Annotated in this window: 38 protein-coding genes and 1 tRNA gene; 9 read left to right on the top strand and 30 right to left on the bottom strand. The window is 64.6% G+C overall.

Annotated elements, in window-relative coordinates; all coding sequences use genetic code 11:
* Nucleotides 1-66: 66 nt before the first annotated feature.
* The 6 genes from HACJB3_RS05000 to HACJB3_RS04975 are packed head-to-tail and all read left to right on the top strand — an operon-like array spanning nucleotide 67 to nucleotide 2,220.
* The gene (locus HACJB3_RS05000) at nucleotides 67-267 is read left to right on the top strand and encodes a hypothetical protein (protein WP_008414557.1); all 201 of its coding nucleotides are present in this window, start codon (nucleotides 67-69) and stop codon (nucleotides 265-267) included.
* Complete coding sequence (locus HACJB3_RS04995) at nucleotides 264-485, top strand: hypothetical protein (protein WP_008414554.1); 222 nt, start codon at nucleotides 264-266, stop codon at nucleotides 483-485. Before HACJB3_RS05000 ends, HACJB3_RS04995 begins: the two co-directional genes overlap by 4 nt.
* On the top strand, nucleotides 482-853 hold the full coding sequence (locus tag HACJB3_RS04990; protein ID WP_008414553.1) for a hypothetical protein: 372 nt from the start codon (nucleotides 482-484) through the stop codon (nucleotides 851-853). Before HACJB3_RS04995 ends, HACJB3_RS04990 begins: the two co-directional genes overlap by 4 nt.
* On the top strand, nucleotides 850-1,500 hold the full coding sequence (locus HACJB3_RS04985) for a hypothetical protein (protein WP_008414552.1): 651 nt from the start codon (nucleotides 850-852) through the stop codon (nucleotides 1,498-1,500). Before HACJB3_RS04990 ends, HACJB3_RS04985 begins: the two co-directional genes overlap by 4 nt.
* Complete coding sequence (locus HACJB3_RS04980; RefSeq protein ID WP_008414551.1) at nucleotides 1,497-1,862, top strand: Holliday junction DNA helicase; 366 nt, start codon at nucleotides 1,497-1,499, stop codon at nucleotides 1,860-1,862. The genes HACJB3_RS04985 and HACJB3_RS04980 overlap by 4 nt, the downstream gene beginning before the upstream one ends.
* Nucleotides 1,852-2,220: a hypothetical protein gene (locus HACJB3_RS04975; RefSeq protein WP_008414550.1), complete on the top strand. Its 369-nt coding sequence runs from the start codon at nucleotides 1,852-1,854 to the stop codon at nucleotides 2,218-2,220. The genes HACJB3_RS04980 and HACJB3_RS04975 overlap by 11 nt, the downstream gene beginning before the upstream one ends.
* A gap of 354 nt (nucleotides 2,221-2,574) precedes the next feature.
* Here HACJB3_RS04975 and HACJB3_RS04970 read toward each other — a convergent pair whose 3' ends face one another.
* Genes HACJB3_RS04970 through HACJB3_RS04845 form a run of 26 tightly spaced genes read right to left on the bottom strand, consistent with a single transcriptional unit; the run spans nucleotide 2,575 to nucleotide 18,375 of the window.
* A complete protein-coding gene (locus tag HACJB3_RS04970; RefSeq protein WP_008414549.1) occupies nucleotides 2,575-3,978 on the bottom strand; it encodes a tyrosine-type recombinase/integrase in 1,404 nt (467 codons plus the stop codon).
* 31 nt (nucleotides 3,979-4,009) lie between these two features.
* Complete coding sequence (secY, locus tag HACJB3_RS04965) at nucleotides 4,010-5,476, bottom strand: preprotein translocase subunit SecY (protein ID WP_008414548.1); 1,467 nt, start codon at nucleotides 5,474-5,476, stop codon at nucleotides 4,010-4,012.
* A gap of 3 nt (nucleotides 5,477-5,479) precedes the next feature.
* Complete coding sequence (locus HACJB3_RS04960; RefSeq protein WP_008414547.1) at nucleotides 5,480-6,001, bottom strand: uL15m family ribosomal protein; 522 nt, start codon at nucleotides 5,999-6,001, stop codon at nucleotides 5,480-5,482.
* 2 nt (nucleotides 6,002-6,003) lie between these two features.
* The gene (rpmD, locus tag HACJB3_RS04955) at nucleotides 6,004-6,468 is read right to left on the bottom strand and encodes a 50S ribosomal protein L30 (protein WP_008414546.1); all 465 of its coding nucleotides are present in this window, start codon (nucleotides 6,466-6,468) and stop codon (nucleotides 6,004-6,006) included.
* Entirely contained in the window at nucleotides 6,468-7,106 is a 639-nt protein-coding gene (locus HACJB3_RS04950) for a 30S ribosomal protein S5 (protein WP_008414544.1), read from the bottom strand. Before HACJB3_RS04950 ends, rpmD begins: the two co-directional genes overlap by 1 nt.
* 2 nt (nucleotides 7,107-7,108) lie before the next feature.
* Nucleotides 7,109-7,660 (bottom strand): 50S ribosomal protein L18, encoded by a 552-nt coding sequence (locus HACJB3_RS04945; RefSeq protein WP_008414542.1) that lies wholly within the window; start codon nucleotides 7,658-7,660, stop codon nucleotides 7,109-7,111.
* Nucleotides 7,660-8,109 carry a 50S ribosomal protein L19e gene (locus tag HACJB3_RS04940; RefSeq protein ID WP_008414540.1) on the bottom strand — a complete coding sequence of 150 codons (450 nt, stop codon included), beginning with the start codon at nucleotides 8,107-8,109 and terminating at the stop codon, nucleotides 7,660-7,662. Before HACJB3_RS04940 ends, HACJB3_RS04945 begins: the two co-directional genes overlap by 1 nt.
* Nucleotides 8,106-8,810 carry a 50S ribosomal protein L32e gene (locus HACJB3_RS04935; protein ID WP_008414539.1) on the bottom strand — a complete coding sequence of 235 codons (705 nt, stop codon included), beginning with the start codon at nucleotides 8,808-8,810 and terminating at the stop codon, nucleotides 8,106-8,108. Before HACJB3_RS04935 ends, HACJB3_RS04940 begins: the two co-directional genes overlap by 4 nt.
* A complete protein-coding gene (locus HACJB3_RS04930) occupies nucleotides 8,811-9,395 on the bottom strand; it encodes a 50S ribosomal protein L6 (protein WP_008414538.1) in 585 nt (194 codons plus the stop codon).
* Nucleotides 9,396-9,397: 2 nt separating this feature from the next.
* Nucleotides 9,398-9,790, bottom strand: coding sequence for a 30S ribosomal protein S8 (locus HACJB3_RS04925; RefSeq protein WP_008414536.1), 393 nt, complete (start codon nucleotides 9,788-9,790; stop codon nucleotides 9,398-9,400).
* Nucleotides 9,787-9,960: a 30S ribosomal protein S14 gene (locus tag HACJB3_RS04920; RefSeq protein ID WP_008414535.1), complete on the bottom strand. Its 174-nt coding sequence runs from the start codon at nucleotides 9,958-9,960 to the stop codon at nucleotides 9,787-9,789. The genes HACJB3_RS04925 and HACJB3_RS04920 overlap by 4 nt, the downstream gene beginning before the upstream one ends.
* Nucleotides 9,953-10,504 (bottom strand): 50S ribosomal protein L5, encoded by a 552-nt coding sequence (locus HACJB3_RS04915; RefSeq protein ID WP_013199403.1) that lies wholly within the window; start codon nucleotides 10,502-10,504, stop codon nucleotides 9,953-9,955. The genes HACJB3_RS04920 and HACJB3_RS04915 overlap by 8 nt, the downstream gene beginning before the upstream one ends.
* Nucleotides 10,501-11,211 (bottom strand): 30S ribosomal protein S4e, encoded by a 711-nt coding sequence (locus tag HACJB3_RS04910; protein WP_013199402.1) that lies wholly within the window; start codon nucleotides 11,209-11,211, stop codon nucleotides 10,501-10,503. Before HACJB3_RS04910 ends, HACJB3_RS04915 begins: the two co-directional genes overlap by 4 nt.
* Nucleotides 11,208-11,564 carry a 50S ribosomal protein L24 gene (gene rplX, locus HACJB3_RS04905; protein ID WP_008414523.1) on the bottom strand — a complete coding sequence of 119 codons (357 nt, stop codon included), beginning with the start codon at nucleotides 11,562-11,564 and terminating at the stop codon, nucleotides 11,208-11,210. The genes HACJB3_RS04910 and rplX overlap by 4 nt, the downstream gene beginning before the upstream one ends.
* A 4-nt stretch (nucleotides 11,565-11,568) precedes the next feature.
* Nucleotides 11,569-11,967: a 50S ribosomal protein L14 gene (locus HACJB3_RS04900; RefSeq protein ID WP_008414522.1), complete on the bottom strand. Its 399-nt coding sequence runs from the start codon at nucleotides 11,965-11,967 to the stop codon at nucleotides 11,569-11,571.
* Nucleotides 11,967-12,398, bottom strand: coding sequence for a 30S ribosomal protein S17 (locus HACJB3_RS04895; RefSeq protein ID WP_008414521.1), 432 nt, complete (start codon nucleotides 12,396-12,398; stop codon nucleotides 11,967-11,969). The genes HACJB3_RS04900 and HACJB3_RS04895 overlap by 1 nt, the downstream gene beginning before the upstream one ends.
* The gene (locus HACJB3_RS04890) at nucleotides 12,389-12,736 is read right to left on the bottom strand and encodes a ribonuclease P protein component 1 (RefSeq protein ID WP_008414520.1); all 348 of its coding nucleotides are present in this window, start codon (nucleotides 12,734-12,736) and stop codon (nucleotides 12,389-12,391) included. The genes HACJB3_RS04895 and HACJB3_RS04890 overlap by 10 nt, the downstream gene beginning before the upstream one ends.
* 7 nt (nucleotides 12,737-12,743) lie before the next feature.
* Nucleotides 12,744-12,965 carry a 50S ribosomal protein L29 gene (gene rpmC / locus HACJB3_RS04885; protein ID WP_008414519.1) on the bottom strand — a complete coding sequence of 74 codons (222 nt, stop codon included), beginning with the start codon at nucleotides 12,963-12,965 and terminating at the stop codon, nucleotides 12,744-12,746.
* On the bottom strand, nucleotides 12,965-13,873 hold the full coding sequence (locus HACJB3_RS04880; protein ID WP_008414518.1) for a 30S ribosomal protein S3: 909 nt from the start codon (nucleotides 13,871-13,873) through the stop codon (nucleotides 12,965-12,967). The genes rpmC and HACJB3_RS04880 overlap by 1 nt, the downstream gene beginning before the upstream one ends.
* Nucleotides 13,873-14,340, bottom strand: a complete 468-nt coding sequence (locus HACJB3_RS04875) for a 50S ribosomal protein L22 (RefSeq protein WP_008414517.1) — start codon at nucleotides 14,338-14,340, stop codon at nucleotides 13,873-13,875. Before HACJB3_RS04875 ends, HACJB3_RS04880 begins: the two co-directional genes overlap by 1 nt.
* A 10-nt stretch (nucleotides 14,341-14,350) precedes the next feature.
* Nucleotides 14,351-14,776: a 30S ribosomal protein S19 gene (locus HACJB3_RS04870; RefSeq protein ID WP_008414516.1), complete on the bottom strand. Its 426-nt coding sequence runs from the start codon at nucleotides 14,774-14,776 to the stop codon at nucleotides 14,351-14,353.
* Nucleotides 14,773-15,495 carry a 50S ribosomal protein L2 gene (locus tag HACJB3_RS04865; protein WP_008414515.1) on the bottom strand — a complete coding sequence of 241 codons (723 nt, stop codon included), beginning with the start codon at nucleotides 15,493-15,495 and terminating at the stop codon, nucleotides 14,773-14,775. Before HACJB3_RS04865 ends, HACJB3_RS04870 begins: the two co-directional genes overlap by 4 nt.
* Nucleotides 15,496-15,744: a 50S ribosomal protein L23 gene (locus HACJB3_RS04860; RefSeq protein WP_008414513.1), complete on the bottom strand. Its 249-nt coding sequence runs from the start codon at nucleotides 15,742-15,744 to the stop codon at nucleotides 15,496-15,498. It lies immediately after the preceding gene.
* Nucleotides 15,741-16,493, bottom strand: coding sequence for a 50S ribosomal protein L4 (gene rpl4p, locus HACJB3_RS04855; RefSeq protein ID WP_008414512.1), 753 nt, complete (start codon nucleotides 16,491-16,493; stop codon nucleotides 15,741-15,743). The genes HACJB3_RS04860 and rpl4p overlap by 4 nt, the downstream gene beginning before the upstream one ends.
* Before the next feature lie 3 nt (nucleotides 16,494-16,496).
* On the bottom strand, nucleotides 16,497-17,510 hold the full coding sequence (locus HACJB3_RS04850; protein WP_008414510.1) for a 50S ribosomal protein L3: 1,014 nt from the start codon (nucleotides 17,508-17,510) through the stop codon (nucleotides 16,497-16,499).
* 7 nt (nucleotides 17,511-17,517) lie between these two features.
* Nucleotides 17,518-18,375, bottom strand: a complete 858-nt coding sequence (locus HACJB3_RS04845; protein ID WP_008414507.1) for a putative RNA uridine N3 methyltransferase — start codon at nucleotides 18,373-18,375, stop codon at nucleotides 17,518-17,520.
* 196 nt (nucleotides 18,376-18,571) lie between these two features.
* Between HACJB3_RS04845 and HACJB3_RS04840 the strand changes: the two genes are divergently transcribed.
* Nucleotides 18,572-18,642, top strand: a tRNA-Gly gene (locus HACJB3_RS04840).
* A 189-nt stretch (nucleotides 18,643-18,831) separates the two neighbouring features.
* On the opposite strand, the gene HACJB3_RS04835 is transcribed toward HACJB3_RS04840, so the two are convergent.
* Nucleotides 18,832-20,184, bottom strand: a complete 1,353-nt coding sequence (locus tag HACJB3_RS04835; protein WP_008414506.1) for a hemolysin family protein — start codon at nucleotides 20,182-20,184, stop codon at nucleotides 18,832-18,834.
* Nucleotides 20,185-20,314: 130 nt separating this feature from the next.
* Between HACJB3_RS04835 and HACJB3_RS04830 the strand changes: the two genes are divergently transcribed.
* Together HACJB3_RS04830 and HACJB3_RS04825 are read left to right on the top strand one after the other, a co-directional pair.
* Nucleotides 20,315-20,572 (top strand): hypothetical protein, encoded by a 258-nt coding sequence (locus HACJB3_RS04830; protein WP_008414504.1) that lies wholly within the window; start codon nucleotides 20,315-20,317, stop codon nucleotides 20,570-20,572.
* A gap of 37 nt (nucleotides 20,573-20,609) precedes the next feature.
* On the top strand, nucleotides 20,610-21,086 hold the full coding sequence (locus HACJB3_RS04825) for a DUF5813 family protein (protein ID WP_008414503.1): 477 nt from the start codon (nucleotides 20,610-20,612) through the stop codon (nucleotides 21,084-21,086).
* A gap of 3 nt (nucleotides 21,087-21,089) precedes the next feature.
* Here the strand turns inward: HACJB3_RS04825 and HACJB3_RS04820 are convergent, their stop codons facing one another.
* The 3 genes from HACJB3_RS04820 to HACJB3_RS04810 form a co-directional block, all read right to left on the bottom strand.
* Nucleotides 21,090-21,320: an Lrp/AsnC family transcriptional regulator gene (locus HACJB3_RS04820; RefSeq protein ID WP_008414500.1), complete on the bottom strand. Its 231-nt coding sequence runs from the start codon at nucleotides 21,318-21,320 to the stop codon at nucleotides 21,090-21,092.
* Nucleotides 21,321-21,322: 2 nt separating this feature from the next.
* Entirely contained in the window at nucleotides 21,323-22,006 is a 684-nt protein-coding gene (locus tag HACJB3_RS04815; RefSeq protein ID WP_008414498.1) for a potassium channel family protein, read from the bottom strand.
* Nucleotides 22,007-22,114: 108 nt separating this feature from the next.
* Nucleotides 22,115-23,110: a TatD family hydrolase gene (locus HACJB3_RS04810; RefSeq protein ID WP_008414496.1), complete on the bottom strand. Its 996-nt coding sequence runs from the start codon at nucleotides 23,108-23,110 to the stop codon at nucleotides 22,115-22,117.
* Nucleotides 23,111-23,112 lie beyond the last annotated feature (2 nt).

The following is a 23,112-nucleotide window of genomic DNA, read 5'->3' as shown; positions in this document are numbered from 1 at the left end:
ATGTCTAAGCGATCAGAACCAACCCCAGAGTCGAGACCCCGCAGCGAAAGTGAACAGAGCGTTCAAGTGACAGATTGGCGAATCCGAGCTGCCGCCTATTCGCTTGTCGCCATCGCGATCGCGCTTATCGTGACGTCGATCGCGTTGACGGTGATCGCGATCCTGCTGTTTCAGCTACTCCAGTACGCGCCCGAGGCACTCGATCTCGGCCGTGAGATGGTCGACGTGCTCGGTCGGGTTGTCGTTGGGCTGGAGGGGTCGCGATGAGCGGTACATCCTCAAACAGTGTCGAGCGATCAGCGAACGCCTTCACCGGCGCGTTCTATGAGGCCGGTTTTGAGAGGATGAAGAGCTCGCAGCACGTGACAGTGGTTGATTGGCACGAACTGGGGGCGATGAGCGAGTTCGATTATTATGTCTCGTTCAGACTCCCCACAACAGCCGTTGTCGAGAACTCGGACGCCGACAAGGAGAGATCTCGATGAGAGGACTAGTTGACACGCTTCCAAATCGGCCGCTCGAAGAGGACGAAGCGGAAGTCCTGTTCCAGAAGACGACCGCCCGGTTCCTGCCGGACATTTGCTGGCGGGCTGATGAGAATGTGCGATTCGTCGCGGCGACGTATCACCGCCAGGATGGTCGTGCCGTGAGTATCGGCTACTCACGCAATAGTGGTCAGTGGGAACAGTTCGACGCCAATGAAATCACTGACGACCCGTCAGAGTCGGCTGGTCGGACCTCGGAGTTCCTTCATGAGAACTACGGTGAGGGTGAAATCGAGGACATGGAACTAGCTATGGATTACCTGCAGCGATTTAGCCAGGTCCCGATGGAGGCGTGGATGCAGCCATGAGCAATCAAGAGTACGACCTGATCGGGCCCGACGACGTCCGGCTCGAGCTCTCGATCGTAGCTGGCATTCAGGACAATCCGACGGTGCACGTTGAGGGGATCGCCGAATCGCTCGACGCTCGACCAGACGACGTCCGCGATGCGATCAGCGAACTCGACGGGGAGTGGGAGCTCCTCAAGGAGATCGAGGTCAGCGGGATGGGCGACGGTCAGGATGATCAGGCCGGCGACGATGCCCCCCAGTTCGATGTCACCGAGTCCTCAGTCGTCGTTAATGGCGAGGAAATCGACGTAGAGGGATTCGAGTTCGAGTTCGAGTTCGATGACGGACTGAGCGCCGACGAGATCGTTGACGAGCTTTCGGAAGAGGCCGACGACGGTTGTGCGTGGCTCAGAGACGACCCGCACACGATCGTTCGGGAGGCATATGACTCCCGCGGTGCCGGGAGTCGGGCCCTTCGGGAGGTCCTGGACGCTGCCGAGCAGATGGACAACTGCGTCACGCTCAACCAGCGCCTTGCCCTCGGTGGGATAAGCTTCACCCGCGGGTTGCTCGCAGAACTCGGACTCACGAAGCCGAGCGGGCAGCTACTCGATTCCGATGAGCGCCGCGATCGCATCGACGCGATGCGGGAGGGGTATCTGTGAGCTCCGGTGGCGCGGCCAGCGGTGCCGGAACGGCGAGTGACCGGCCCGATTTGCTTGCCTCGCGGGAGTACAACGGGCGACTCGGCGTTCCGAGTGCAGTGCGCCCACTTGCACGCGTCTACGCGATCGAAGCCAAGGCCAGCAAGACAGGGTCCGTCACACTCGCACATGAGGAGATCGAGGGGCTCTGTCGCTACGCACTCGCATTCGGTGCGCGCCCACTCGTGGCCGTCCGGCCCGACCGCGAGCCGTGGTCGTTCTTCGAGCCGGCAGCACTGAATCAAAACGAGCAGTCGAGAAGCGTTACGCAGGATATGCTCCCCGGCCCGTCGTTCGAGGAGGTGTTCGACGATGGCGAGTAGGTCGGTTGTCCTCGAGTGCCCAGCGTCTGTCGGGCAACCCGTCCCCGGAACGCAACTCCGCTGGGACGAGTACGACCACTCGATCGAGCGTTGGGACGAACGCACGCCGCACGATTCGGTGAGCCCCGACCGAGCGCTTCGCGAGTCGGTTGCCGTCGGTCGGGAGGGAGTCCGGCAGTACTTCCGATGTGAGGAGGTCCGGATCTTCGGCCAGTCGGATCTCACGGACGTGTGGTACCCCTATCTCGCGATCTTCCCGATTCGGGAGGGCGTCGTCCGAACCGTCCTGCTCGCCGAGAGGGTCGTCGCGACGACGATCCGGGCGCATCTGTGGACCGTCTGGGGTGACGCGCAGTGAGTCAACACGAAAGTCCAGACAGAGATCTCGATAGGGATACGCTCCAAGAGAGGCACTCGAGCGCGCTGCACCGGCTGGCAGATGAAGACAGTCGACTCGGCGAGATCGCACGGCGACTTATCAATGACGACGAGATGACGCAAACCGATGATTCGTAACGCTACGGACACCTATCCGGTGGTTTTAAGCCAGTGGGATGGGATAGATTTAGCTAAGAAGCACGTTCCTTCTCCGAAGGAAACCCCGGTTGCTGCCGGGGTCAGTGCTTCCTACGGTGATAACACGATGCTAGGAAGCAAGCGGACAAAGGCGGAGAGTGTAGTTAATTGCTTCGGCTTCGACGGCCGGGGCAAGTCATTCCGAAAGCACGTCGGCGACGAGTCGCCGTGTCTCAGGATCGTTATCGAGGGCGGTGTTGAGATCGCGCAAGAGGGTGACGACCTCCTCATCGGTCTCGCTGATCGCCCGGTCGAAGATCGACGATCGAAGTTCAGTCATGTCCTCACGAGCGCCGAGCGAGGTTGCTGTCCCGCAGTTCGGGCAGTAACGCTCGTCCGGCGAGAGGGCAGTGTGGCAGTTCGTGCACGGGACCGGCTTACTCCGGGGCGTATCCGAGTCATCGGGCTCGTCGGCGAACCCGAGAGCGTGATGGATGCCCTCGTTGCGTTCTGCGGCGGTCGTCTCGTCGTAGATCTCGAGCATTCGGTCATCGGACCAGCCCATCACGTGGACGATCTCCTGGGGCGTGAGGCGGTCAGACGACGAGAGTCGAGTCGCGGCAGTATGGCGGAACATATGCGGGTGGACCGTCCGCTCGATGCCAGCCCGAGACGCGCACTCGTTGAGCATATCGCGGATGCGATCGCCACTGACCGCTCCAGAGCTAGGATCGTCATGATCGTAGTGGCGCTGGTCGACGGGCCAGAGGGGCGCGTCGTCTCGGCGGTCAATGTGATAGCGGTTGAGATAGACCCGCAGTTCTGCGCGGCTGTTCATGATCGGATACTGGTCGACGGGCACCGACTTTTGAGCGAGTCCACTCTCGTTGGGGACGAAGTAGGGGCGGTCGGTTTCGATGTCGTAGATGTCGCCATATCGCAGCTGCGAGACGAGCGAGATTCGTCCACCGACGTCGGCGAGGAACTCGATCAGGACGGGATCGCGAGTGCCGTAGGCGGCCTCCTTCAGTGCCGCGATATCGTCAGTGGAGAGCATCTTCTCGTCACTGACGTCGGTCGATTCGGGCGAGACATCAGGGAGTTCGATCCGTTCGGCGAAGTCGAACTCGTCGTAGGTAGGTTCGTCGTTGAGAAAGCGGAAGAACAAGCGCAATGTGCGCTTGTAGCCAAACGCTGCTGTTCCATCCGGGTCGAGGCCCCGCCCACCGCGATCCGAAGGGGCGAACAGATGCCGAAGCAGCGATCGGATGTCACGCATATCCATCTCGACGAGCTCGGTGTCGCTCCACGCAGCCGCTCGTCGGAGGTTGCCGAGGTCGGAGATCAGCGTCGTTTCGGCGCGGTCCTCGACGTGCTCGCGATGGTCGACGAAATCGGCGATCGCGTCACGCTCGCGTTGGGTGATGGACTCCGATTCGAGGATGCGCATCTGCGCACTCGAGGGGTGCTGGTCGTAACGATCGGCGACAAAGGCATCGACCGCTTGCTCGTCGTGGGGGTCGACAGTGGCAGCGTCCAAGTTTCGCCAAGCGTTCTGGAGCTGCCCGAGCACGTTTCCCGTGTCGTTGACGTCGGCCATACTGGTTCGACAGAGGCCCAGATAATAGGCGTTAGTCTCCGAACATCTGGCGCATCATGGGATGCATTTCCATCATCTGCTCTTCTGCGATCTCCTCGTAGAGCTTGTAGGTGATCGAGACCGCAAGCAACAAACCGGTGCCGGAGACCGCGCCGATGGTCCCGAGCATGTTCGCCATCACCGCGAGCAGGCCGACGAGCGCCCCGCCGATGACGGTCACCTGCGGGATGTATCGTCCCAGAACCTTCTCGTAGACGCCGATGTTCTGACGGAAGCCGGGGATCTGCATCCCCGAGTTCTGGATCTGTCTGGCAGTCGCCTCGGGACCCATGTCCGTCGTCTGGACCCAGAAGATCGCGAACACCGCCCCGCCGATGACCATCACGGCGAGGTCGATCCCGACCCGGAGCATGATCTGCCAGACGGCTTGGCTGGCCTCGCCGAGCCACCACATCCACTCCTCGGGGGCCTGGATCGGGTTCAGGTAGTAGAACAATCCGCCCGTGGGCTGGCCCTGACTGTTGTAGACACCGAGCCACGCGGGCATCCCCGCCCAGCGGGCGTCCAGGATCCGGCCGGCGAACTGGACGTTCATCTGTAGTGCACGAACGAGGATCATCGGCAGGACGCTCGCGTAGATCAGTTTTACGGGAAACCGACCCCGAGCGCCCTTCACGCGGGCGTGCGAGAGCGGCACCTCGACGCGAACCGACTCGGCGTAGACCACCACGACGAAGATGAAGATCGTGGTGAGGATCGCCAACAGCGCGCCCTGGCCCAGAAACAGCTCTTGGAGCCCCTCACTTGTCAGCAACGAGGGGAAAGACGCCTGCCCGAGCAGGATCGAAAACCACGTCGGAACGATCCCGGCCTCGCCGGGAAGCCCGCTCCAGGCGAACAGTCCGCCGATGAGGCGCTGGCTCACGCCGGCGATGATGAACAGCCCGATCCCACTGCCGACACCCCACTTCGAGACGATCTCGTCGAGAAAGAGGACGAAGATCCCGCCGACGAAGACCTGTGCGAAGATGATCGTCTGGACCGTCGTCTGGCCGTAGGTCGCGGCCAGTTCGGGACTCGCCGGAAGGAAACCGCCGAGAAACACCATCGGGAACGCGGTCAGGGCGATCATTACGATCACCAGCAGCTTCTGGAGGCCCTGATAGAGCACCTGATCGCGCGGGTCGTTGGTGTCAAGACCTAACAACCCGGCACCGCCGAGCAGTTGCAGGACGATGCTCGCGGTGACGATCGGTCCGATCCCGACCTGCAGGATCGTCCCCTGACTGCCGGCCAGTATCGAGCGGAACTGCCCGAAGATGTCCTGACCCGCCTCGGCGGACGGGAGCCCCCACAGGTAGACGTTGGTCAGGAAAAAGTACACCACGAGGACGCCCGCGGTCCACGCCAGCTTGCGCTTGAAGGGGACGTGCCCCTCGGGGCGGGTGACCCCAGGCATTCGTGTGAGAACCGGTTCGGCGGCTTCCTTCCAACTCATTGATTACGCTTCGTCAGCCGTTGTTTCAATATCTTCCGGTTCTGATTCGCCATCGTCGGCTGGCTCCTCCTCTTCGTCGACCTGACCGCGCTCGGAGACGACCGCCTCGCCCCCGTTCTCCTCGATGAGTTCGACCGCGCTCGCCGAGAAGGCGTCCGCGGTAACCGAGAGGGCGTTGCGGACCTGGCCGCCGCCGAGCACCTTGACGGCGTCGGCGTCGTAGCCGTCCTCGACGATATCGCGGGCGTCGAGGCTGTAGCCGCCGTCGGTCTCCTCGGCGAGCCCGTCGGCGGCGAAGATCGCCGCGTCCTCGTCGAGCTTCTGGACGTCGATCGTGAGGACCGTCTCTTTTGCCTTTTCGGGTCGCTTGAAGCCGTGTTTGCCGAGCGGCCCGTAGTTGTGGAACTCGTGCTTGCTGCGTCCGGCGGCACCGCGCCCACCGCGATGGCCGGCGCCCCGTCGGTTCTTGTGGGTGCCGCCGCCGTGGGTCCGCGAACCGCGTTGGCGTTTTTTCTTGTTTGTCATGGTTATCGCATCGCGACGAGGAGCTCGTCGATCCCCTCGGTCGAGTGTTTGCCCAGCTGACCGCCCTCGGCGGTGACGTGCTTGAGCCCCCTGTGGCCGCCCCGCGGCGGGTGCAGGCGGAGCACGGGCGTCAGCCCCTGTTCTTTGAGCGTCGTCTCCTCTTCGAGCAGCGCCTCGGCGAGTGCCGCCACCGAGTCGTACTCGGTGTTGTCCGCGAGCCACTCGTCGTCGATGTCGCCGCTGCCCTCGTCGGGCTCTGCGCGCGTCCGGAGCAGCGTCTCGACGGTCTCTTGGCTCGGCTCGCCGTAGGCGACGTAGTCGTTGACCTTCGCGACCATCCCGCGGAACGTCTCGTGTTCGGGAACGAACGCACAGTGGTTGACCCGGTGGAGGTTGAGCATCGAGAGGGTGTCCTCGACGTCATAGCTCATGTCGACCTCGCCGCGCAGTTGGACGACCGCCTGCATCACTCGATCACCTCGCGCTGGGCGGCGGCGTGTTCGGGGACGCGGGCCTCGGCAGTGTTGCGAAGCGCGTTGAACGTCGCCTTCGCGAAGTTTACAGTCGTTCTAGTCTGGCCCGACGACCGGGTCCAGGCGTCCTCGATGCCGGCGAGTTCGAGGACGCTACGGACGGTATCCCCGCCCGCAAGCCCGAGCCCGCGCGGCGCGGGCAACAGCTCGACCTCGACGCTACCGGCCTTTCCGGTCGTGCGCAGCGAGACGGTGTGGGGCCGACCGCAGCCACATTCCCATGACCCACAGCCCCGCGAGACGTCGATGATGTTCAGTTTCGCGATACCGATCGCCTTCTGGATGGCGCCGCCGACCTGGTCGTCCCGGCCCTCCGCGTAGCCGACGTAGCCGTCGCGGTTGCCCACGGCGACCACACAGCGGAACTTGACCCGGCGACCCGAGTCGGTCATCCGCTGGACCATGTTGATGTCGAGTACGTCGTCCTCGAGACCGGGAAGGAGCTGGTCTACGACCTCGACCTCCTTCAGCGGTAGTCCCGAGTTCAACGCCTCGTCCATCGTCTCGATATCGCCGTCGCGGACGAGTCGGCCGAGACGTGTCACGGGCTCCCATCCGTTGTTTCGTGCCATTGTTAGTCCTCCATAATGGTCTCCCGAACCGAATCGAAGTGCTCGGGAAGCGTCGTTGCATCGAACTCGCCGCTGTAAAGCGACTCGTCGAGACTCTCTGCGTACTCGGCGATATGCTCGCCGCGAGTCCGATCCCAGTCAGCGAGGACGCTGTCGTTGTGCGGGATATCGAGTCCCGCGTCGATCGCGCCCTCCTGGACGGCGAACACCTTGTTGCCGGGCGTCGCCGTATGCAGGCCGATGTCCAATACGGCCTCCGTCAGGCCGGCCTCGACCGCGCGGGTCCCCGCGAGAAGGCCGGTCAGGTACGCCGCGGGCAGGTTGCCCGTCGGTGCCTCCCAGCCGTACTCGGCGAGGTCACTGGAGTGTGCGCTTGCGAGGATCTCGTCGCCCTCCGGACTGGTCGTGGTCAGCTGCGCCCTGATGTGCTTGTTGCTCGGTCGAGCAACGAGCCGGGGCTTGTCGGATTTCAACAGGCGCAACCTCTGATGGTAGTCGGTTCGGACTTCGCGCCGACGCCGCATCGGCACCTTGTATCGTGGTCCTGTTGCCATTATTCGTCACCGTATTCGCTGTCGATGTAGTTCGTCATGTACCGGATGCTGCGAAACTCCCCGCCGCCGGACTTGTTGTACAGTTCGCGGTACTGGGTCGAGTCGATCTCGCCCTCGTCGCGAAGTTCGCGCAGTTTCCGTCGCTGTGCTCTGATCTGGTCTTTCCACTGGTCTTTCTCGTTCTGTCGGGCGCCGGCTTTCCCCCGGCGTTTGCCCGCTCCCTTCTGGTGGCCGTAGGCACGCTTTTCCTCTCGCTCGCGCGCTCGACCGCGGGAGTTGCTCCGGGCCTCCTTCGATTGGATCAGACCCTGGGAGACCAGCTCGCGGATCTCTTCTCTCGTGATCGCGTCGGCGATCTCGCCCTGGGCCTCGGGATCGAACCAGACGCGGTTCTTCCCGACGTCCAGTACGTCGGACGCCAGTCGTTTCTGTGCTTTCAGGTCGCTCATCGGTCTACCTCGACTTCGACGTAGGTGGGGTTGAGAACGCGAATGCCCGCGCTCTCTGCTTCCTCCTCAATGCGTTCGCGTTTGCGTGCGCCGACCGAGGAACCGATCCGCACCGCCTGTCGGTCGCCGTCGACTCCCTCGAGGTCGGACGTGTTCTCGACGCGGACCTCCTCGAAGCCGCTGGGATGCAGTCCGCGGACCTCGGTGGGCGTTCGGAAGCCGGCCTCGACGACCGGACCGCGACTCTTGAACCGTCGGCGCTGCTTCGAGAGGCCACCACGGGGGCGACGCCACGACTCGGGCGTGCGCTTTTTCTTGTGGTAGTCCTGGCGCTTGAACGCCGGCTTGCCGACGCGTGCGCGCTCGCCGAGCAGACGCGCCTTCTCGTCGTCGAGCTCGGGCGTCTTCTCGGTCAGGCCGCGGGGTCGAAGATCCGTTTCGACGTCTTCGGCCTCCTCGTCTGCGTCCTCTCGACCCTCGTCTTCGACCTCCGCCTCGGTCTCTTCGTCGACCTCGAGACCGCCGACGTCGGCCTTGATCCGCGCTGCGAGCGCGTTTCCGATCCCCTCGACTTCCGCGAGGTCGTCCTGGCTTGCAGCCTTGACGTCCTCGACGTCCTCGTAGCCGGCCGCGCGGAGCGCGTCGGCCTTCGAGTCGCCGACACCGCTGATGTCGGTCAGTTCGGTCTCGTTGTCGGCCATTTAGGCACCTCCTTTCGGTTTCTCGGTGATGTACACGCCGTCCTGGAACACCCGTGTGTCCTTGCCGCTGACGCGTGTGAGCTGTTCGATGTTCGCGGCCGTCTGGCCGACGTCCTCCTTGTCGGGCCCCGAGAGGACGACCTCCTCGCCGTCGACCTCGACACGCGTGTCACCACGGATCGTCGTCCGCCGTGGGGCACGCTCGCCGAGGAAGTTCTCGATGACGACCTCCTCGCCCTCGACGTTCACCTGCATCGGGAAGTGAGAGTAAAGCACCTCCATGCGGTACTCCCAGCCCTCGGTCACGCCCTGTACCATGTTGCGTACGTGGCTCTCGAAGGTGCCGATCGTGGCGTTGGTCTTCGCGTCGTCGGTCTCGCTCTCGATGACGACCGCCTCGACCTCCCGGTCGTCGGTCTCGCCCTGGTCGGTTTCGACCGCTTCGGTGACGGTCTCGACTCGGACGGTCACGTCGGGGTACCACAGACGGCGAGTGACCTCGCCGTCGGCCCCCGCGATCGTCACGTCGAGGTGATCGATCTCACAGTCGACGTCGTCGGGTAGTGTGATTTCTGTTCGTGGCATTGTTAGTAGACGTACGCGATCACCTGGCCACCGATGCCCTGTTCGCGGGCCTCGTAGTGGCTCATGATGCCGTGGCTGGTCGTCACGACGAGCGTCCCGTAGTCACGGGCGGGGAGGTATCGCTTCTCCCACTGCTCGAACTCGTCTGCGCCCGCCGAATAGCGGGGCTTGACCGAGCCACACTCGTTGATCGCGCCTTTCAGTTCGACCTCGAACGTGCCTGCTCGGCCGTCCTCGACGAACTCGAAGCCGTCGATGTACCCGCGGTCATAGAAGACCTCGAGCACGGAGCCGATCTGGTTCGAAGCGGGCTGTATCGTGTGTGTCAGGTGTCCCACACCCTCGGCGTTGTCGATTCCCGAGAGCGCGTTACTGAACGGATCACTCGTCGTCATTTGTACTTCTTGAACCCCATGTTGCGGGCGATCTCGCGGAAGCACTGTCGACACAGCCAGATGTCGTACTTGCCGACGAGGCCCTGTTTGCGGCCACAGCGCTGGCAAGCTTCGAGCTGGCCGGTGCGTTTCGTGGCGTGCTCGCCCGTCTCCGTCTCTGATTCACTCATTCGTGTCCTCCTGGCCGATACCGGCGTCGAACTCCTCGTTCAGGTACGCGATCGCCGCCGCCGCGTCGAGTCGGTGGGTCGACGGGATCTGTTGAGACCTGATGTCGCGTTTTTTCACCCGATAGCCCGGGCGCACGAGGTTGACCGTCACGTCGAGCCCGAAGATCCCGATGTTCGGGTCGTACTCCTGGTCGGGGAACTCGGTGTGTTCTTCGATCCCGAAGCTGACGTTGCCCGTCTGGTCGAACTGGTTGCCCGAGATCTCCGCGAGCGGGAGTACGGTCTCGAGGAACTGGGCTGCGGTCTCGGCGCGGAGGGTGACCTTCGCGCCGATCGGGTCGCCCTGACGGATCCCGAACTCGGGTTTCGTCCGTTTTGCCTCCGTCCGGACGCTCTGTTGGCCGGTGATCTCCTCGAGGATCTCCTCGGCGTTCGCGAGTTCGCGCCCGCCGGTGCCGACGCCCATGTGGACGACGACCTTCTCGACGACGGGCTCGCGCATTTCGTGGAACTCGCCTTCGGCTTCCTGTTGGCTCTCGCTCATTCCTCAGCACCTCCCTCGTCGCTCACGAAGTTCTCGTCGATCACGACGACGTACTCCGCGATCGTCTCGAAGCCGTCGTCGTCGGTCTCGACGGTGACGGTGTTCGGCGCGCTCGATTCGATCACGGAGATCTCCTCGACGCGTCCGATGTCGCCGGCGTGCTGGCCCTGTACCGCGGTGATCAGCGCACCTTCCTCGTAGACGAAGTGTGCGAGGATCTCGTTGTCCCAGTCGATGACGACCGAGTCGCCGGGCGAGTACTGCGTGCCGTCGTCGACGCGCAGGTTACGCCCGTCGTGCAGTTGCAGTTGGGTCTCGCCACCGGGGACCTGACGCTTATCGGCGATCTTGCCGAGTTTGCCGTCGGCGTCGCCCTCCTCGATGGGTGTCAGCGCGAGCCGGCCCCCCTCGTCGGGGAACACGCGGTAGAACTCCTCGCGCTCCTCGAACCCGAGGATGTCGAACATCCCGATGGGACGCCGGACGTCGCTCACCGGTTCGCCGTTGACGAGGACGTTGCCCTCGTTCGTGGCGTACATTGCCTCCTTCTTCGAGTCGACGTACCCGAGTACGTCCCGTAGCACGATCAAGAGCGGAACGCCCTCTTCACCGTGGGGCCCCGCACGGGCCTTGACGGTGTAGGTGGCGGTTTTCCGCTCGACCGGCCACGAGTCCGGCACCGAGAGTCGTTTCTGGTGTCTGCTCATTCAGTATCACCCGTGAGTCGCGCCTCGCGGACTTCGTCCTCGAGGTCGAGCGCCGTGATCCGGAGGTTGCTCGCTTCCATCGGTCGGGGTACCTCCTCGCCGTCGGCCTTCTCGAGGACCGCGTCCTCGACGTGGACGACGCCACGTTTGAGATCGACCGCGACGACCTCGCCGGTCTCGCCGGCGAAATCGCCGCGCATGATCTGGACGGTGTCCCCGACGTTGACGCGGGTTCGACGGGTGCCGTGTTCCTCACGGAGGTCGCCGTCGAGCGTCGCGTGCAGCTGCTTGTGTCGTTCGTGCAGCGGCGCGTTCTGTGCGTCGTTTCGCTGTTTGCGTGGTTGCTTGCTCATGGTTCTATACGATCATCGTCGCCGTGCTGGCGACGCTGCCGAAGCGTTCTGCGACCTCGCGTGCGATCGGGCCTTTGATCTCGGTCCCACGGGGGTCCTCCGCATCGTCGACGATGACGGCCGCGTTGTCCTCGAATTTTACGCGCGTGCCGTCGGGCCGGCGGATCGATTTCCGCTGGCGGATGACGACCGCTTCGAGGACCTGCCGGCGCATCTCGGGGGTCCCTTTCGTGACCGAGACGGTGACCTTATCACCGACTCCCGCTTGTGGCTGGCGGTTTTTCACGCCCGAGTAGCCCGAGACGCTGAGCAGCTTCAGCTCGCGGGCACCGCTGTTGTCCGCACAGTTGATGAGCGCGCCCTTCGACAGGCCCTTCGTGACGTCGGCTTTCAGCGCCTCCATCACTGCTCACCCGCTGGTGCTTCGGTGGTTACGTCCCCGTCCTCGCTTTCTGCCTCGTCGGCCGCCTCCGTCGGGTCGACGGGGCCGAGCTCGAGCTCGTCCGCCGTGACTTCGACCACGACGTGGCTTTTCGTCTTCGAGAGGGGGCGTGTCTCTGCGATCTTCACGCGGTCGCCGACCGAGACGTGATCGAGCACGCCCGGCACGTGGGCCGGGACGCGCGATCGACGCTTCATGTACCGATCGTATTTCGGTACGAAGACGTCGTACTCTCGCTCGACGATCACGGTCTTGTCCATGTCCGCGCTCGCGACGATTCCCTCGAGGACCTGTCCTCGAACGGGAAGCTCGCCGTAGAACGGACACTTCTCGTAATCATAGTCCGGATCGTCCGGTTCTGGTGGTGTTTCTACGTCTAATCCTATCGCCATGGTGAATCACCTGTGGTTTCGGTGCGTCGGGCGGGTCGTGAGAGCAGTCTGTCGCCATCCACCGTAACGTAAGCCACCGGGTCGCGTGCGTGTTTCCCGGCGGTCTCGGCCCCCTTGCGGGGACCCGCGGCTTCATCTGTGGCGTCGAGTCGGAACTCGAACGTCGTGCCCGATTTCGGCACTCGCTTGTCCCGAGTATCGCGGATCACGAGAGTCTTCTCGCTCTCGGAGACGACACGGCCGGCAATCCCGACGGAGTCGGGACTATCGGCAGCAACGACCCGTACGCACAGGCCGTTGAGTTCGTGTCGCGCGATGGTCTCGGGTGTGAGTGCCATGGTTCGGTTATGCTTCGGTGCTGTCGGTGTCGTCGCCTTCCTCGCCCTGAATCGTCTTCACGCGGGCGATCGTGCGCTTGAGCTCCCCGATCCGTCCGGGATTCTCGGGTGCGCCACCCGCGGCCTGCACGGCCTTCATGTTCAGCAGCTCCGTCCGGAGTTCCTCGACTTCGGCCTCGCGCTCTGCGGGCGTCATGTCGCGGATCTCCGCGGGGTGAAGGATGGCCATCAGTTATCGCCCTCCCCCTCCTCTTCGGCTTCCATCTCGGCGACGAGTTCGGCCGCTTCGGCCTCGATGTCCTCCTCGAGTTCGAGGTCTTCCTCGTCCTCGGCCTCCTCGCTGCTCTCCTCGACGGTCTCCTCGTCGACGGGTTCCTCTTCGACGACCTCCTCGTCGATCTCGGTCGCTTCGACCTCGCCCTCGGTGTCTGCGGTTTCGGCGACCTGGTCCTCCTCGGGCACGTCGTCGGCGACGTCGTCGAGGATCTCCTCGACGCCCTCGTCGGTGTCGGCAGTCTCGGCGATCAGGTCCTCGACCTCGGCGTCGTCGTGGATCTCGAAGTCGTCGGGCAACTGTGCACCCGGCGGGATGATCTTGACGTTGACGCCGATAGTGCCGAGTTTCATCACGGCCGTGCCGAGACCCTTATCGACGATGTCTTCGGCGGGCTCGCCGTTGTGCTTGACGTAGCCACGGTTGAACTTCTCGACGCGCGAGCGCGCGCCCGTGACTTTGCCCGAGAGGACGATCTCCGCGCCCAGCGCTCCGGCGTCCATGATCCGGTCGATCGTGGTGTGACCGGCTTTGCGGAAGTACCACCCTCGTTCGAGGGCGTTCGCGAGTCGGTCGGCGACGATCTGGGCGTTCAGGTCGGGTTCGTCGACCTCCTGAACGTCGATCTGGGGATCTTCGAGGTCGAATCGCTCCTCGAGCTGGCGGGTCACCTTGCGGATGTTCTTTCCGCCCTTGCCGATCACCATACCGGGCTTTTCGGCTTTGAGGACGATCTGGGTCCCCATCGGGGTCTTTGCGACCTCCATGCCGCCGTAGCCGGCGCGCTCGAGTTCCGTCGCGAAGAACTCGTCGATCTGGGAGCGCTGCATCCCGTTTTCGATGAACTGGTGTTCGTCTGCCATTAGTTCTCCTCCTCCGGTTCTTCGAGGATCAGTTCGACGTCGACCTGTGGGGTGTTCCACGCCGTTGCACGCCCCATCGCGCGGGGCTTTCGGCCCGGACTCTCGCCGACCTTGTGGGCGGCGACGTGCATGATCGTCATCGACTCGGCGTCGAAGTCCTGGTGGTCGGCGTTCCCGACGGCGTTTCCGAGCAGGTCGAGAAACGCCTTCGAGACCTTGTTCGGGTAGCGACCGGCGTCCCAGCCGTCGACGTCGCTACGGTGGCCAACACCGCTGTTGTGCGATTTAAAGGGGACCGACTGCTCCTCGGCGACGACCGCTTCGAGGTACTCGATGGCCTCGCCGGCGGTCTTGCCCTTGATCTCGCGGGCGACCTCCTTGCTGTGCTTGTGGCTCATGGGACGCTCTCGGAGCATGGCTTTCGCCGTTTTCTCCGGGTCCGCGTCCACGCTGTAGCTGATTCCCATTCTGGTCACCTCATTTCAGTGGCACGAACTTCGAGGAGCGGGTCGCGCCGATCCCGGCCTGTCCGTGTTCGACGGACTGGCGCGTGAGTTGGAATTCGCCGAGGTAATGCCCGAGCATCTCAGGGCGGACCTCGACACGCTCGAATTCCTGTCCGTTGTAGACGGCGAACGTCTTGCCGACGAACGCCGGCACGATCGGCATATCGCGCAGATGCGTGCGGATCGGGTTGTTCGCGCTCTCCTCCGAATCGCGTCCCTCGGCCTTCTCGAGCAGTTTCTGCTTTTCCGTCGAGAGACCGCGTTCGATACTTCGCCGCTGGCGTGCGGGCAGCAGTTCCGCGACTTCCTCGAGCTCCATTTCCTGCAGCTCGTCGACCGTGTGACCGCGGAAGGTGAACTCGCCTTCTTGTCCGGTCCTGTAATCTGATGAACTCATTTGTTACCACCTCGGCCCGTCCGTTTCGACGAGATATCGCCGACTTTCCGTCCCGGCGGTGCGTCCGAGGAGACGCTTTTGGGCCGCCCGGGGTGCTGGCGGCCGCCGCCACCGAACGGGTGGTCGACGGCGTTCATCGCAACGCCGCTGACGCGGGGCCACTTGCTCCCGCGCGCTTTCATCTTGTGGTACTTGTTCCCGGCTTTGACCATCGGCTTTTCGGTCCGTCCGCCGCCCGCGACGACGCCGATCGTCGCCCGACACTCGGGTGAGAGCCGTTTGACCTCGCCGCTTGGAAGCTGGACCACTGCGGCGTCCCGGTCGTGGGTGATCAGCGTCGCGTTGACGCCGCTCGCCCGCGCGAATCGACCGCCGTCGCCGGCTTTCGACTCGACGTTACAGACCGGAACTCCCTCGGGGATTTCAGCAAGCGGCAGGGTGTTACCGGGCTTGATCTCCGCGCTGATGCCGATCTGGATCTCCTCGCCGGTGCCCACGCCCTCGGGAACGAGGATCAGGCGCCGGTCGCCGTCCTCGAACTCCACGTCCGCGACGGGCGCGCTGCGTGCGGGGTCGTGTTCGATGCCGACGACCGTCCCGGTGAGCACGTCCCCGTCCTCCGCGCGTCGGTGGGAGAGGTCCGCTTTGTACCGGTGGGAGGGTGCGCGAAACACCGATCCACCCCGGCCACGCCGCTGGCCTCTGATTCGTCGCCCCATCTAGAACACCCCGATTCGGGAGGCGACTTCCTGTGCGTCGTCGTCCTCGGAGAGTCGGACGGTCGCCTTCTTGGTTCCGTTCATGGTTACTTGCGTGTTTACCTTGGTGACCGCGACGTCGTACTGCTCGCCAATGGCCTCACGGATCTGTGGCTTAGTCGCGTCCATGTCGACGATGAACTGGAGCTTGTTCTCGAAGTCCATGTCGTTCATCGCCTTCTCCGTGATGAGGGGGTGCTGGATCGTCATCGACCCGCCACCTCCTCGATCGCGCTTTCGGTCCAGACCGTCAGTCGACCCGCGTGCGTCCCGGGCGCGAGGTCCTCGGCACTGACCTCGCGTGCGGTCGCGACGTCGACGCCGGCGAGGTTGCGTGCGGCCTTCGACGGGCCGGCCTCGCTGGAGGTGACGAAGAGGATCGACTTGGGCTGTTTGTACTTCCGACCGCGGGTCTTTCCGCGACCCGCACGGACCGAGCGGCCATCCTCGGCGCGCTCGATGTCGTCGGCGATTCCGACCGATTCGAGAAACGAGAGGACCTCCTTGGTCTTGATGAGCTCCTCGAACTCGTCGCTTACCACTAGCGGCAAGGAGACGTCCTCACCGAAGCGGTGACCGCGCTCCGCGACGAGGTCCGTGTCCGTCGTCGCGGCGATGGCGCTTCGGGTCGCGAGCTTTCGTTCCTTGGTGTTGATATCGAGCGTGCGGTCCTTCTCTGCTTTCGGTGGGTGTGCCCGCCGGCCGCCGACGGCCTGGGGCACGCGTTTGCCCTGTCCGTTCGAGCGGGGCACGCGGGCCATCCCGCGACCCGTGCCGAGCGACTCGGCCGAGGTGCGCTTGCCCGAGAAGGGATCCGCGCCGTAGTCCTGCTGTCTGTTTGCCTGAGCGGCCAGCACGGCGCGCTTGATCAGGTCCGGCCGGAAGGTCGTCTCGAAGACCTCCGGCAGGTCGATCTCGCCCGCCTCCTCGCCGTCCAGGTCGAGTGTTGTTGCTTGCATGGGTTATCCCTGGTTCGAACTGGTCGAGACGTACCGGACCTCGGGGTCCAGTCGCGGTTGGTCGTTCGGCCGGATCGCGGGGCGGAACCGGAGGACCCGCTTGTCGGGCCCCGGCAGCGAGCCCTTGATCAGCGTGTAGGGGCCCGAAACCTCGCCGTAGTTGACGAGACCGCCGTCGGGGTTGACGTCGTCCTCCTCGCCGAGCGCGAGCAGGCGCTTGTTGAGTTCGGTGCGCTGGTGGTAGCCGGTCTGGCCCTGCTGGGGGACCGTCGAGCGCACGCGCGAGGGGTTCCACGGGCCGAGGTTGCCGATGCGTCGGCGCCAGCCCTGGCGGGCGTGTTTGCCCTTTCGCTTCTGGACGCCCCAGCGCTTGACGGGGCCCTGGGTGCCCTTTCCTTTCGTGACGCCCGAGACGTCGAGGTACTCGCCGGCGCGGAACACGTCTGTCGCCTCGTGTTCCCCGCCCTCGTCGAGCAGGCCGAACGCGAACTCGGCTCGCTCTGCGAGCGAGCCCCCGCCGACGCGGGTCTCCATGACGTCGGGTTTCTTCTTCGGGACGCCCCGAAGCGACGCGGGCGAGGTGTGGGTGATGACCCGGAGGTCATCGACCTTGCCCTCTTCGAGCGCCGTTTCGAGGTCGTCTCGGGCCGACGGGTCGGCCTCCGAGGGGAGGTCCAGAGCGCGATCGAGTTCGTCATCGAACTCCTCGGCCCAGACCTCACCACGGGGCTGCATCCCGTAGGCTGTCTGTTCGTACGCGCGCAGAGCGACCGCCCGCATGGGCGGGGTCTCCACAATGGTGACGGGCACCGTCTGCTCGGTGCCTTCAAGCGGCGAGTTGGCCTCGTCGTTGACCATCACCACGTGGCTCATACCGGCCTTGTAGCCGGCGAATCCCTGCAGCGCTGGCTGTCCGTCGTCGTCCGGCCACGAGTTAAAGCGCGGCACCTCGCTGGTTGCGCGCGTCCGTGGGCCGAACCCTAACGAGCCTTTGCGTGGTCTGCTTGGTTGTGGCATGTGACTCTCACTCCGTGAGTGTCAGGCACGCGAGGGATGCGAACATCGCTTCCTCCGTTCGCACCGTCTCGCTGCCCTGATGCGGGATCGTGTTGAGCCAAAGGTCGAACCGTTCGGATCCGTCCGAACCGGGTTCGACACCGTCCGCCGGCTGGTCGCCGACGGCCTCGGCGTTCACGTCCAGTATGTCCGGCAGGCCGCGGCCCGGCGAACCGAAGGCGACGGTCGTTCCGTCGGCTTCGATGCGCGCCGAAAGCCCCGGCAGACGTCCGGTCGTGAGCTCCTCGCCGAAGCGAGAAGTCGCGATCCGGACGCCCGCGTCGGGGCGGCCGAGTGCTGCCGGAAGGTCCGTGCGCTCGACTTCGAGCCCCGCAGGCTCCTCGGTGAGCTTTGCACGGACCGGTCGTCGCGAAGATATCCTGACGGTCACGCGTTCCCCCTGCTGGACCTCCATTCCGGGAGGCGTTATGAGGGAGAGTGGGTGTTGCAGTCCGCAATTGACCCGTACGCGCCCTTCAGGTCCGACCTCGGTCACGAGTCCCTGTCTTAACGACCCCGAACCGTTCGATCCGGAGCCGGTCCGTGACACGGCGCGAAGCGGGGGCAGGACCCCGACATACTCCAGTTCGTCCCGCATCCCCCACACCTCTGTTCGGAGGTACGGGGGCGTTGCGGCGTACCGCAGTACCGCTTCGACGAACCCGCCGCCCCACCTGCGTTCCCCATCGCGGTCGGGGAAGACGATCAGGCGGTCGGCCCGGAAGACGGTCGCCGCGCGGGCGACGTAGCCGAGTTTGCGAGTCGCCTCGCGTTTGTCCTCGGCTTCCCGGACCACGGACGACGGCACGAGTATGCTGACGGTCATGCCAGCCACTTTCTCGCCGTGGCACTAGACTGTGGCGAAGGTACCGCATCCGACCCTAAAAGGGTAGCGTTTCCACTGACGGTTGTGTGGGTTTCACACTCTCTAGAACGCCGGTTCGCGGGGTTTCGGGGCCGGCGTTTCGTCCCTGATCCGGAAGCCTTATACTCCTATCCGGAATACCCGAAAGTGCAACAGGGCGCTGGTAGTGTAGTGGTATCACGTGACCTTGCCATGGTCACAACCTGGGTTCAAATCCCAGCCAGCGCATTTCTACAACGAACAACTCGGACAGCGACGGCGAGCGGTAGTGAGGCGCGCTGTCCACGACGTGAGTCGTGAATGCGGGACCCTGGGTTTGAGCAGGGAGAGAAGCGAGCGCGAGGGAGCGGAACGACTGGGTTCAAATCCCAGCCAGCGCATTTCTGTCGAACGTCAAACCGCGAGCGACTGCACCGATCAGTTCGAGGGCTCCGGTTCCCCCTCCGGGTCCGCCGGCTCCTCTGGCTCCCGGACGGCGACCGTCGAGATCCGTGTCCCGTCGATCTCCTCGACCGTCAGGCGATAGCCCTCGACCGCGACTTCGTCACCGACCTCCGGGACTCGTCCCAGCCGGTCGAGCACCAGTCCACCGATGGTCTCGTACTCCGCGCGTTCGAAGTCGGCGTCGAGCGCGTCGTTGACGTTCGAGAGCGAGACCCCGCCGTCGATCGCGTACGCACCGTCTTCACGGCGTTCGACCGAGGGTTCGCGCTGTTCGACCTCGACGTCGAACTGGTCTTGGATGTCACCGACGATCTCCTCGACGATGTCCTCGATGGTCACGATCCCCTCGAAGGAGCCCCACTCGTCGATCACCGCGGCCATCTGGCTGCGATCGCGCTGGAACCCGGCCAGAAGGTCGTCGATACGGCCCGTCTCGGGGATGATGATCACCTCGCGCGCGAGGTCGCGGGCGGTCGGCTCCTCGCCTCGCTCGATCGCTCGGAGCACGTCCTTGACGTCGACGAACCCGACGACTTCGTCGTCGTTCTCGCCCTCTAGAACGGGATAGCGGGTGTGACCCGCCTCGACGATAAGCGGGCGTAGGCCCGAAAGCGGGAGATCGGCCGGAAGCCACACCACGTCGGGACGGGGAATCATGACCTGACGGACGGCGGTGTCGTCGAGGTCGAAGACCCGCTCGATCATCTCGACTTCCTCCATTTCGACGGCGCCCTCCTTGCCCGAGCGCGTCAGCACCAGCAGGATCTCCTCCTCGGTGAGGGTCTCTTCGGTTTCGGAAGCGGGGGAGACGCCAACCAGCCGGGTGAAGAAATTGGCGGTACCGTTGAAGACGACGATCCCCGGCAGGAAGAGGTAATAAAAGAGCTTCATCGGCGGGGCGACCAGCAGCGCGATCCGTTCTGCCTTCTGGATCGCGACGGTTTTGGGCGCGAGTTCACCGAAGACGACGTGCAGGAAGGTGATGAACCCGAAGCCGACCCCGAAGGCGATCAGCGAGATGGCGCTCTCGGGAAGTACCGATTCCAGAACGGGTTCGATGAGCGCCGCGACCGCGGGCTCGCCGACCCAGCCAAGCCCGAGGGAGGCGATGGTGATGCCCAGTTGGGTCGTCGCGAGGTAGTCGTCGAGGTTGTCGACGGCCTCGGCCAGCGTGTCGGCGCCCGTCCGGCCGTCCTCGACGAGGGTATCGACTGCCGTCGATCGGATCCGCACGAATGCGAACTCCGAGGCCACGAAAAAGCCGTTCAACACCACGAGAAACAGTGCCAAGAGCAACCCGCCCACCGAGAACAGGAGATCTACCATGCGATCCTCCGAGAACCCGTCGAGCCGGAAACGCGACCGTCGAGTAGCGACATGGCCGACGTAGACGACCGGATCACAAAACGCTGGCGTCGGCCCCCATCTACATCACCCTCGGGATCCTCGATCGAGTATGGCGAACTCACTCGACGAGATCGAGACGACCCTCGCGGAGGCGAGCGAAACCGAGGACGACGACCGTGCCCACGAGCGACTCGAACGCGCCCGAGAGGAACTCGCCGCGCTCGAAGACGACGGGAGCGTCGACGAGGAACGCGCCGAGGCCATCGAGGCCGAGATCGATCAGCACCTCCGGGCGATCGAGGAACGCGACAGCTACGACGTCGACGCGATGGGGGCAGCCAGAGAGCCCGACGACGAGACCGCCTAACGTAACCCCCTTACTCGCCGGTCCCCTCGGTTCGACCATGACCGATCCAGACGACGCGCTCACCGGGCACGCGGCCTACGAGCCGGCGGCGACGGGCCACGAACTGACGACGACCCCGTTCGAGGCGGTCGTCGAGACCGACGACGAGGACGGAGAGACGCGCTATCGCGTCGTGGTCCGGGTGCCGACGCTGGACGCCGTCGTCGAGGGCGAGACGGTCGCCGGGGTCGTCGAGGACGGCTGGTTCGACACCTTGACACTCCGTCTCGACGACCCCGAAGGGGTCACGACCGGTCTCGAATCGATCGACACGGACGTATCCCGGGACGGACGCGAGGTCCGCGTCGAGATGGCCTTCTCGAGTGCGAACCCCGAGCGCGCCGCCGAGAACGCGAAGGCGCTGACCGAGTACGTCGAGGGGACGTGGGTCCAGGGGATCGTCCCGGGCTACGAGTACGGCGAACCGGCGGCGTCGCTGCTGGATCGGGCGAGCCGGAACTACGACGACACGTAAGGGTCAGTCCATCGCGATGTAGGTGCGGGTGTCCTCGACGCCGGAGATCCCCTGGATGCCGTCGGCGGAGATCTCCTTTACCTGTGCCGGGGAGTCGACGCCGAGTTTGGCGATGATGTCGACGTCCCCGGCGACGATGTGGGCCTCCGAAACCCCGCTGATGTCCTCGATGGCGTCCTTGAGTCGATCCGCCTCTCCCGTGTTCGCTTTGACCATGACGTATGCTGTGACCATGTTTAGAGACCTCCTGCGGGGGCGCGTTCGGTGGTGCCGACGACCAGTTGCCGGACGTCGTCGAGCACCTCGAAGTCCGCGAGGACCGCGAGCCGATCGCCCGCTTCGAGCGACTCGTCCGGCGAGGGGATCGTCAGCGGACCGTCGTTTTTCCCGAACGCGAGCAGCGTCGCGTCGGCGGGCAACGAGATCTCGCTGATCGTATAGCCCTTCATCGGCGAGTCGGGCTGAACGGTAAGTTCGACCACCTGCAGGTTCTGGGCGATGTCGGCGACTGCGCGGATGTCCCCGCCCAGAAGCGCGTTTTTCGCGCCGATCGCGCCCAGCCGCTCGGGGTAGATGATCTCGTCGACCTCGTCGGCGTACTTCCGGTAGATCCCCTCGCGGTAGTCCTCGTCGATCCGGAGGATCGTCCGACAACCGTAGTGTTTGCCGATCATACACGCCGCGAAGTTCGCGTTGAGGTCGCTCGTGAGCGCGCCGAGCGCATCGGTACGGTCGATCCCGGCCTCCTCGAGGATCGATTCCCGGGAGCCGTCGCCCTCGACGACCTCGTAGCCCTCCGTCCGGGCGCGATCCGCCATATCCGCGTCGCGCTCGACGAGCACCACGTCGTGGCCCTCCGCCGAGAGCACGCGCGTCGTGCGCAACCCGACCCTACCGGCACCGATAATAACGAATCGCATGAGCCACCATACGCCGGGGGGTATGAATAATGTTACCCCATACGACATGGCACCACCCACCGACCCGACCGCACGGATCGTCCCCCGTGGATCGTCCCCCGACCCCGGTCAACCCAACAGCTCGCGGGGGTTCTCGTAGACGACCTGCCGGATCGTCTCGACGTCGAGGCCCATTCGGTACAACTCGAAGACCGTTCGCTTGAACGCGAAGACGTCGCTACGAAGGATGCCCGCGCTGTCCGTTTCAACGAGAATTCGTTCGGGGCCGTATTCGGCGACGACCTCGGCGACGTGGTGCGGTTCGACGCCGAGCAGCCACGGATAGCTGACGGTGAAGCTCAGCTGACAGTCGGTGTGTTCGAGCACGTAGGGGGCGACCGTCTTGTCGGCGTGTGAAAGCACCATCCGCTCTTCGGGTAATCCCGCCTCCGTGGCGAGACCGACGTCGATCTCGATCGCTTCGCGTTTCGGGTTCTCGCCCGTAAGCACCGGCTCGGTTCCGAGCGAGGCGTCGACCTCGTAGCCGGGAATCGAGCCGTGAACCCGGTCGGGGAACTCGACGTCCCTGAGGTCCGCGGGCGTGTGCAGGATCGCCAGCAGATCGTGGTCGGCGGCGATCGCCAGTTGGCGGCGGGTCACGTCCTTCTGGCCGTCCAGATCCCACCCGGAGACGTGCTGTGATTCGGTGATCCCGATCTCGCCGACCGCGCTCACCTCGTCGAGTTCGCAGTACTCGGGCATCACGTCGAGAAGTTCCTCGTAGTTCTCGACGCGCGCGCCGGTGTGGATCCCGATCCCGAGCGAGGCGTCGAAGGGGTGGGCGTCGCGGATCGGCCCGAGGCGGGCAAGCGCGTCGTCCCAGAGGTAGCGGACGTCCTCGGGCCCAACGGGTTTGTAGGGCGTCCAGTAGTAGGCGGCGGCCATCATCACCATCGAATGACAGCCGCTCAGCGCGAACTTCTCGCGGTCGTTCCACGAGAGCGTGTGGGCGTGGTTGTGGATATCGATCCACGGGATGGTCGTCAGTTCGGCCGGGAGGTCGGCCGCAGCCTCGTCGGGACGGTGATCGCGATCCGTCGGTCGTCGAGTGGGATACTGCGCCATCG

Origin of the sequence: Halalkalicoccus jeotgali B3 (assembly GCF_000196895.1) — an archaeon.
GTDB classification, from domain to species: Archaea; Halobacteriota; Halobacteria; order Halobacteriales; family Halalkalicoccaceae; genus Halalkalicoccus; species Halalkalicoccus jeotgali.
The sequence above is the reverse complement of the archived record's forward strand: the minus strand, read 5'-3'. Positions and strand labels throughout refer to the sequence as shown.

Coding starts and splice junctions, on each gene's coding strand:
- HACJB3_RS04970 (WP_008414549.1), bottom strand. CDS start 3,978: ATGGCCGACGTCAACGACACGGGAAACGTGCTCGGGCAGCTCCAGAAC.
- HACJB3_RS04945 (WP_008414542.1), bottom strand. CDS start 7,660: ATGGCAACAGGACCACGATACAAGGTGCCGATGCGGCGTCGGCGCGAA.
- rplX (WP_008414523.1), bottom strand. CDS start 11,564: ATGAGCAAGCAACCACGCAAACAGCGAAACGACGCACAGAACGCGCCG.
- HACJB3_RS04935 (WP_008414539.1), bottom strand. CDS start 8,810: ATGGCCGACAACGAGACCGAACTGACCGACATCAGCGGTGTCGGCGAC.
- HACJB3_RS04950 (WP_008414544.1), bottom strand. CDS start 7,106: ATGGCACGAAACAACGGATGGGAGCCCGTGACACGTCTCGGCCGACTC.
- rpl4p (WP_008414512.1), bottom strand. CDS start 16,493: ATGCAAGCAACAACACTCGACCTGGACGGCGAGGAGGCGGGCGAGATC.
- secY (WP_008414548.1), bottom strand. CDS start 5,476: ATGAGTTGGAAGGAAGCCGCCGAACCGGTTCTCACACGAATGCCTGGG.
- HACJB3_RS04810 (WP_008414496.1), bottom strand. CDS start 23,110: ATGGCGCAGTATCCCACTCGACGACCGACGGATCGCGATCACCGTCCC.
- HACJB3_RS04815 (WP_008414498.1), bottom strand. CDS start 22,006: ATGCGATTCGTTATTATCGGTGCCGGTAGGGTCGGGTTGCGCACGACG.
- HACJB3_RS04850 (WP_008414510.1), bottom strand. CDS start 17,510: ATGCCACAACCAAGCAGACCACGCAAAGGCTCGTTAGGGTTCGGCCCA.
- HACJB3_RS04995 (WP_008414554.1), top strand. CDS start 264: ATGAGCGGTACATCCTCAAACAGTGTCGAGCGATCAGCGAACGCCTTC.
- HACJB3_RS04865 (WP_008414515.1), bottom strand. CDS start 15,495: ATGGGGCGACGAATCAGAGGCCAGCGGCGTGGCCGGGGTGGATCGGTG.
- HACJB3_RS04870 (WP_008414516.1), bottom strand. CDS start 14,776: ATGAGTTCATCAGATTACAGGACCGGACAAGAAGGCGAGTTCACCTTC.
- HACJB3_RS04895 (WP_008414521.1), bottom strand. CDS start 12,398: ATGGCGATAGGATTAGACGTAGAAACACCACCAGAACCGGACGATCCG.
- HACJB3_RS04975 (WP_008414550.1), top strand. CDS start 1,852: ATGGCGAGTAGGTCGGTTGTCCTCGAGTGCCCAGCGTCTGTCGGGCAA.
- HACJB3_RS04835 (WP_008414506.1), bottom strand. CDS start 20,184: ATGGTAGATCTCCTGTTCTCGGTGGGCGGGTTGCTCTTGGCACTGTTT.
- HACJB3_RS04940 (WP_008414540.1), bottom strand. CDS start 8,109: ATGAGCGACCTGAAAGCACAGAAACGACTGGCGTCCGACGTACTGGAC.
- HACJB3_RS04830 (WP_008414504.1), top strand. CDS start 20,315: ATGGCGAACTCACTCGACGAGATCGAGACGACCCTCGCGGAGGCGAGC.
- HACJB3_RS04930 (WP_008414538.1), bottom strand. CDS start 9,395: ATGCCACGAACAGAAATCACACTACCCGACGACGTCGACTGTGAGATC.
- HACJB3_RS04920 (WP_008414535.1), bottom strand. CDS start 9,960: ATGAGTGAATCAGAGACGGAGACGGGCGAGCACGCCACGAAACGCACC.
- HACJB3_RS04925 (WP_008414536.1), bottom strand. CDS start 9,790: ATGACGACGAGTGATCCGTTCAGTAACGCGCTCTCGGGAATCGACAAC.
- HACJB3_RS04890 (WP_008414520.1), bottom strand. CDS start 12,736: ATGGCACTCACACCCGAGACCATCGCGCGACACGAACTCAACGGCCTG.
- rpmC (WP_008414519.1), bottom strand. CDS start 12,965: ATGGCCATCCTTCACCCCGCGGAGATCCGCGACATGACGCCCGCAGAG.
- HACJB3_RS04990 (WP_008414553.1), top strand. CDS start 482: ATGAGAGGACTAGTTGACACGCTTCCAAATCGGCCGCTCGAAGAGGAC.
- HACJB3_RS04860 (WP_008414513.1), bottom strand. CDS start 15,744: ATGACGATCCAGCACCCCCTCATCACGGAGAAGGCGATGAACGACATG.
- rpmD (WP_008414546.1), bottom strand. CDS start 6,468: ATGCAGGCGGTCGTCCAACTGCGCGGCGAGGTCGACATGAGCTATGAC.
- HACJB3_RS04875 (WP_008414517.1), bottom strand. CDS start 14,340: ATGGGAATCAGCTACAGCGTGGACGCGGACCCGGAGAAAACGGCGAAA.
- HACJB3_RS04915 (WP_013199403.1), bottom strand. CDS start 10,504: ATGAGCGAGAGCCAACAGGAAGCCGAAGGCGAGTTCCACGAAATGCGC.
- HACJB3_RS04910 (WP_013199402.1), bottom strand. CDS start 11,211: ATGAGCAGACACCAGAAACGACTCTCGGTGCCGGACTCGTGGCCGGTC.
- HACJB3_RS04845 (WP_008414507.1), bottom strand. CDS start 18,375: ATGACCGTCAGCATACTCGTGCCGTCGTCCGTGGTCCGGGAAGCCGAG.
- HACJB3_RS04960 (WP_008414547.1), bottom strand. CDS start 6,001: ATGACAAACAAGAAAAAACGCCAACGCGGTTCGCGGACCCACGGCGGC.
- HACJB3_RS04820 (WP_008414500.1), bottom strand. CDS start 21,320: ATGGTCACAGCATACGTCATGGTCAAAGCGAACACGGGAGAGGCGGAT.
- HACJB3_RS04900 (WP_008414522.1), bottom strand. CDS start 11,967: ATGGAGGCGCTGAAAGCCGACGTCACGAAGGGCCTGTCGAAGGGCGCG.
- HACJB3_RS04825 (WP_008414503.1), top strand. CDS start 20,610: ATGACCGATCCAGACGACGCGCTCACCGGGCACGCGGCCTACGAGCCG.
- HACJB3_RS04880 (WP_008414518.1), bottom strand. CDS start 13,873: ATGGCAGACGAACACCAGTTCATCGAAAACGGGATGCAGCGCTCCCAG.
- HACJB3_RS04985 (WP_008414552.1), top strand. CDS start 850: ATGAGCAATCAAGAGTACGACCTGATCGGGCCCGACGACGTCCGGCTC.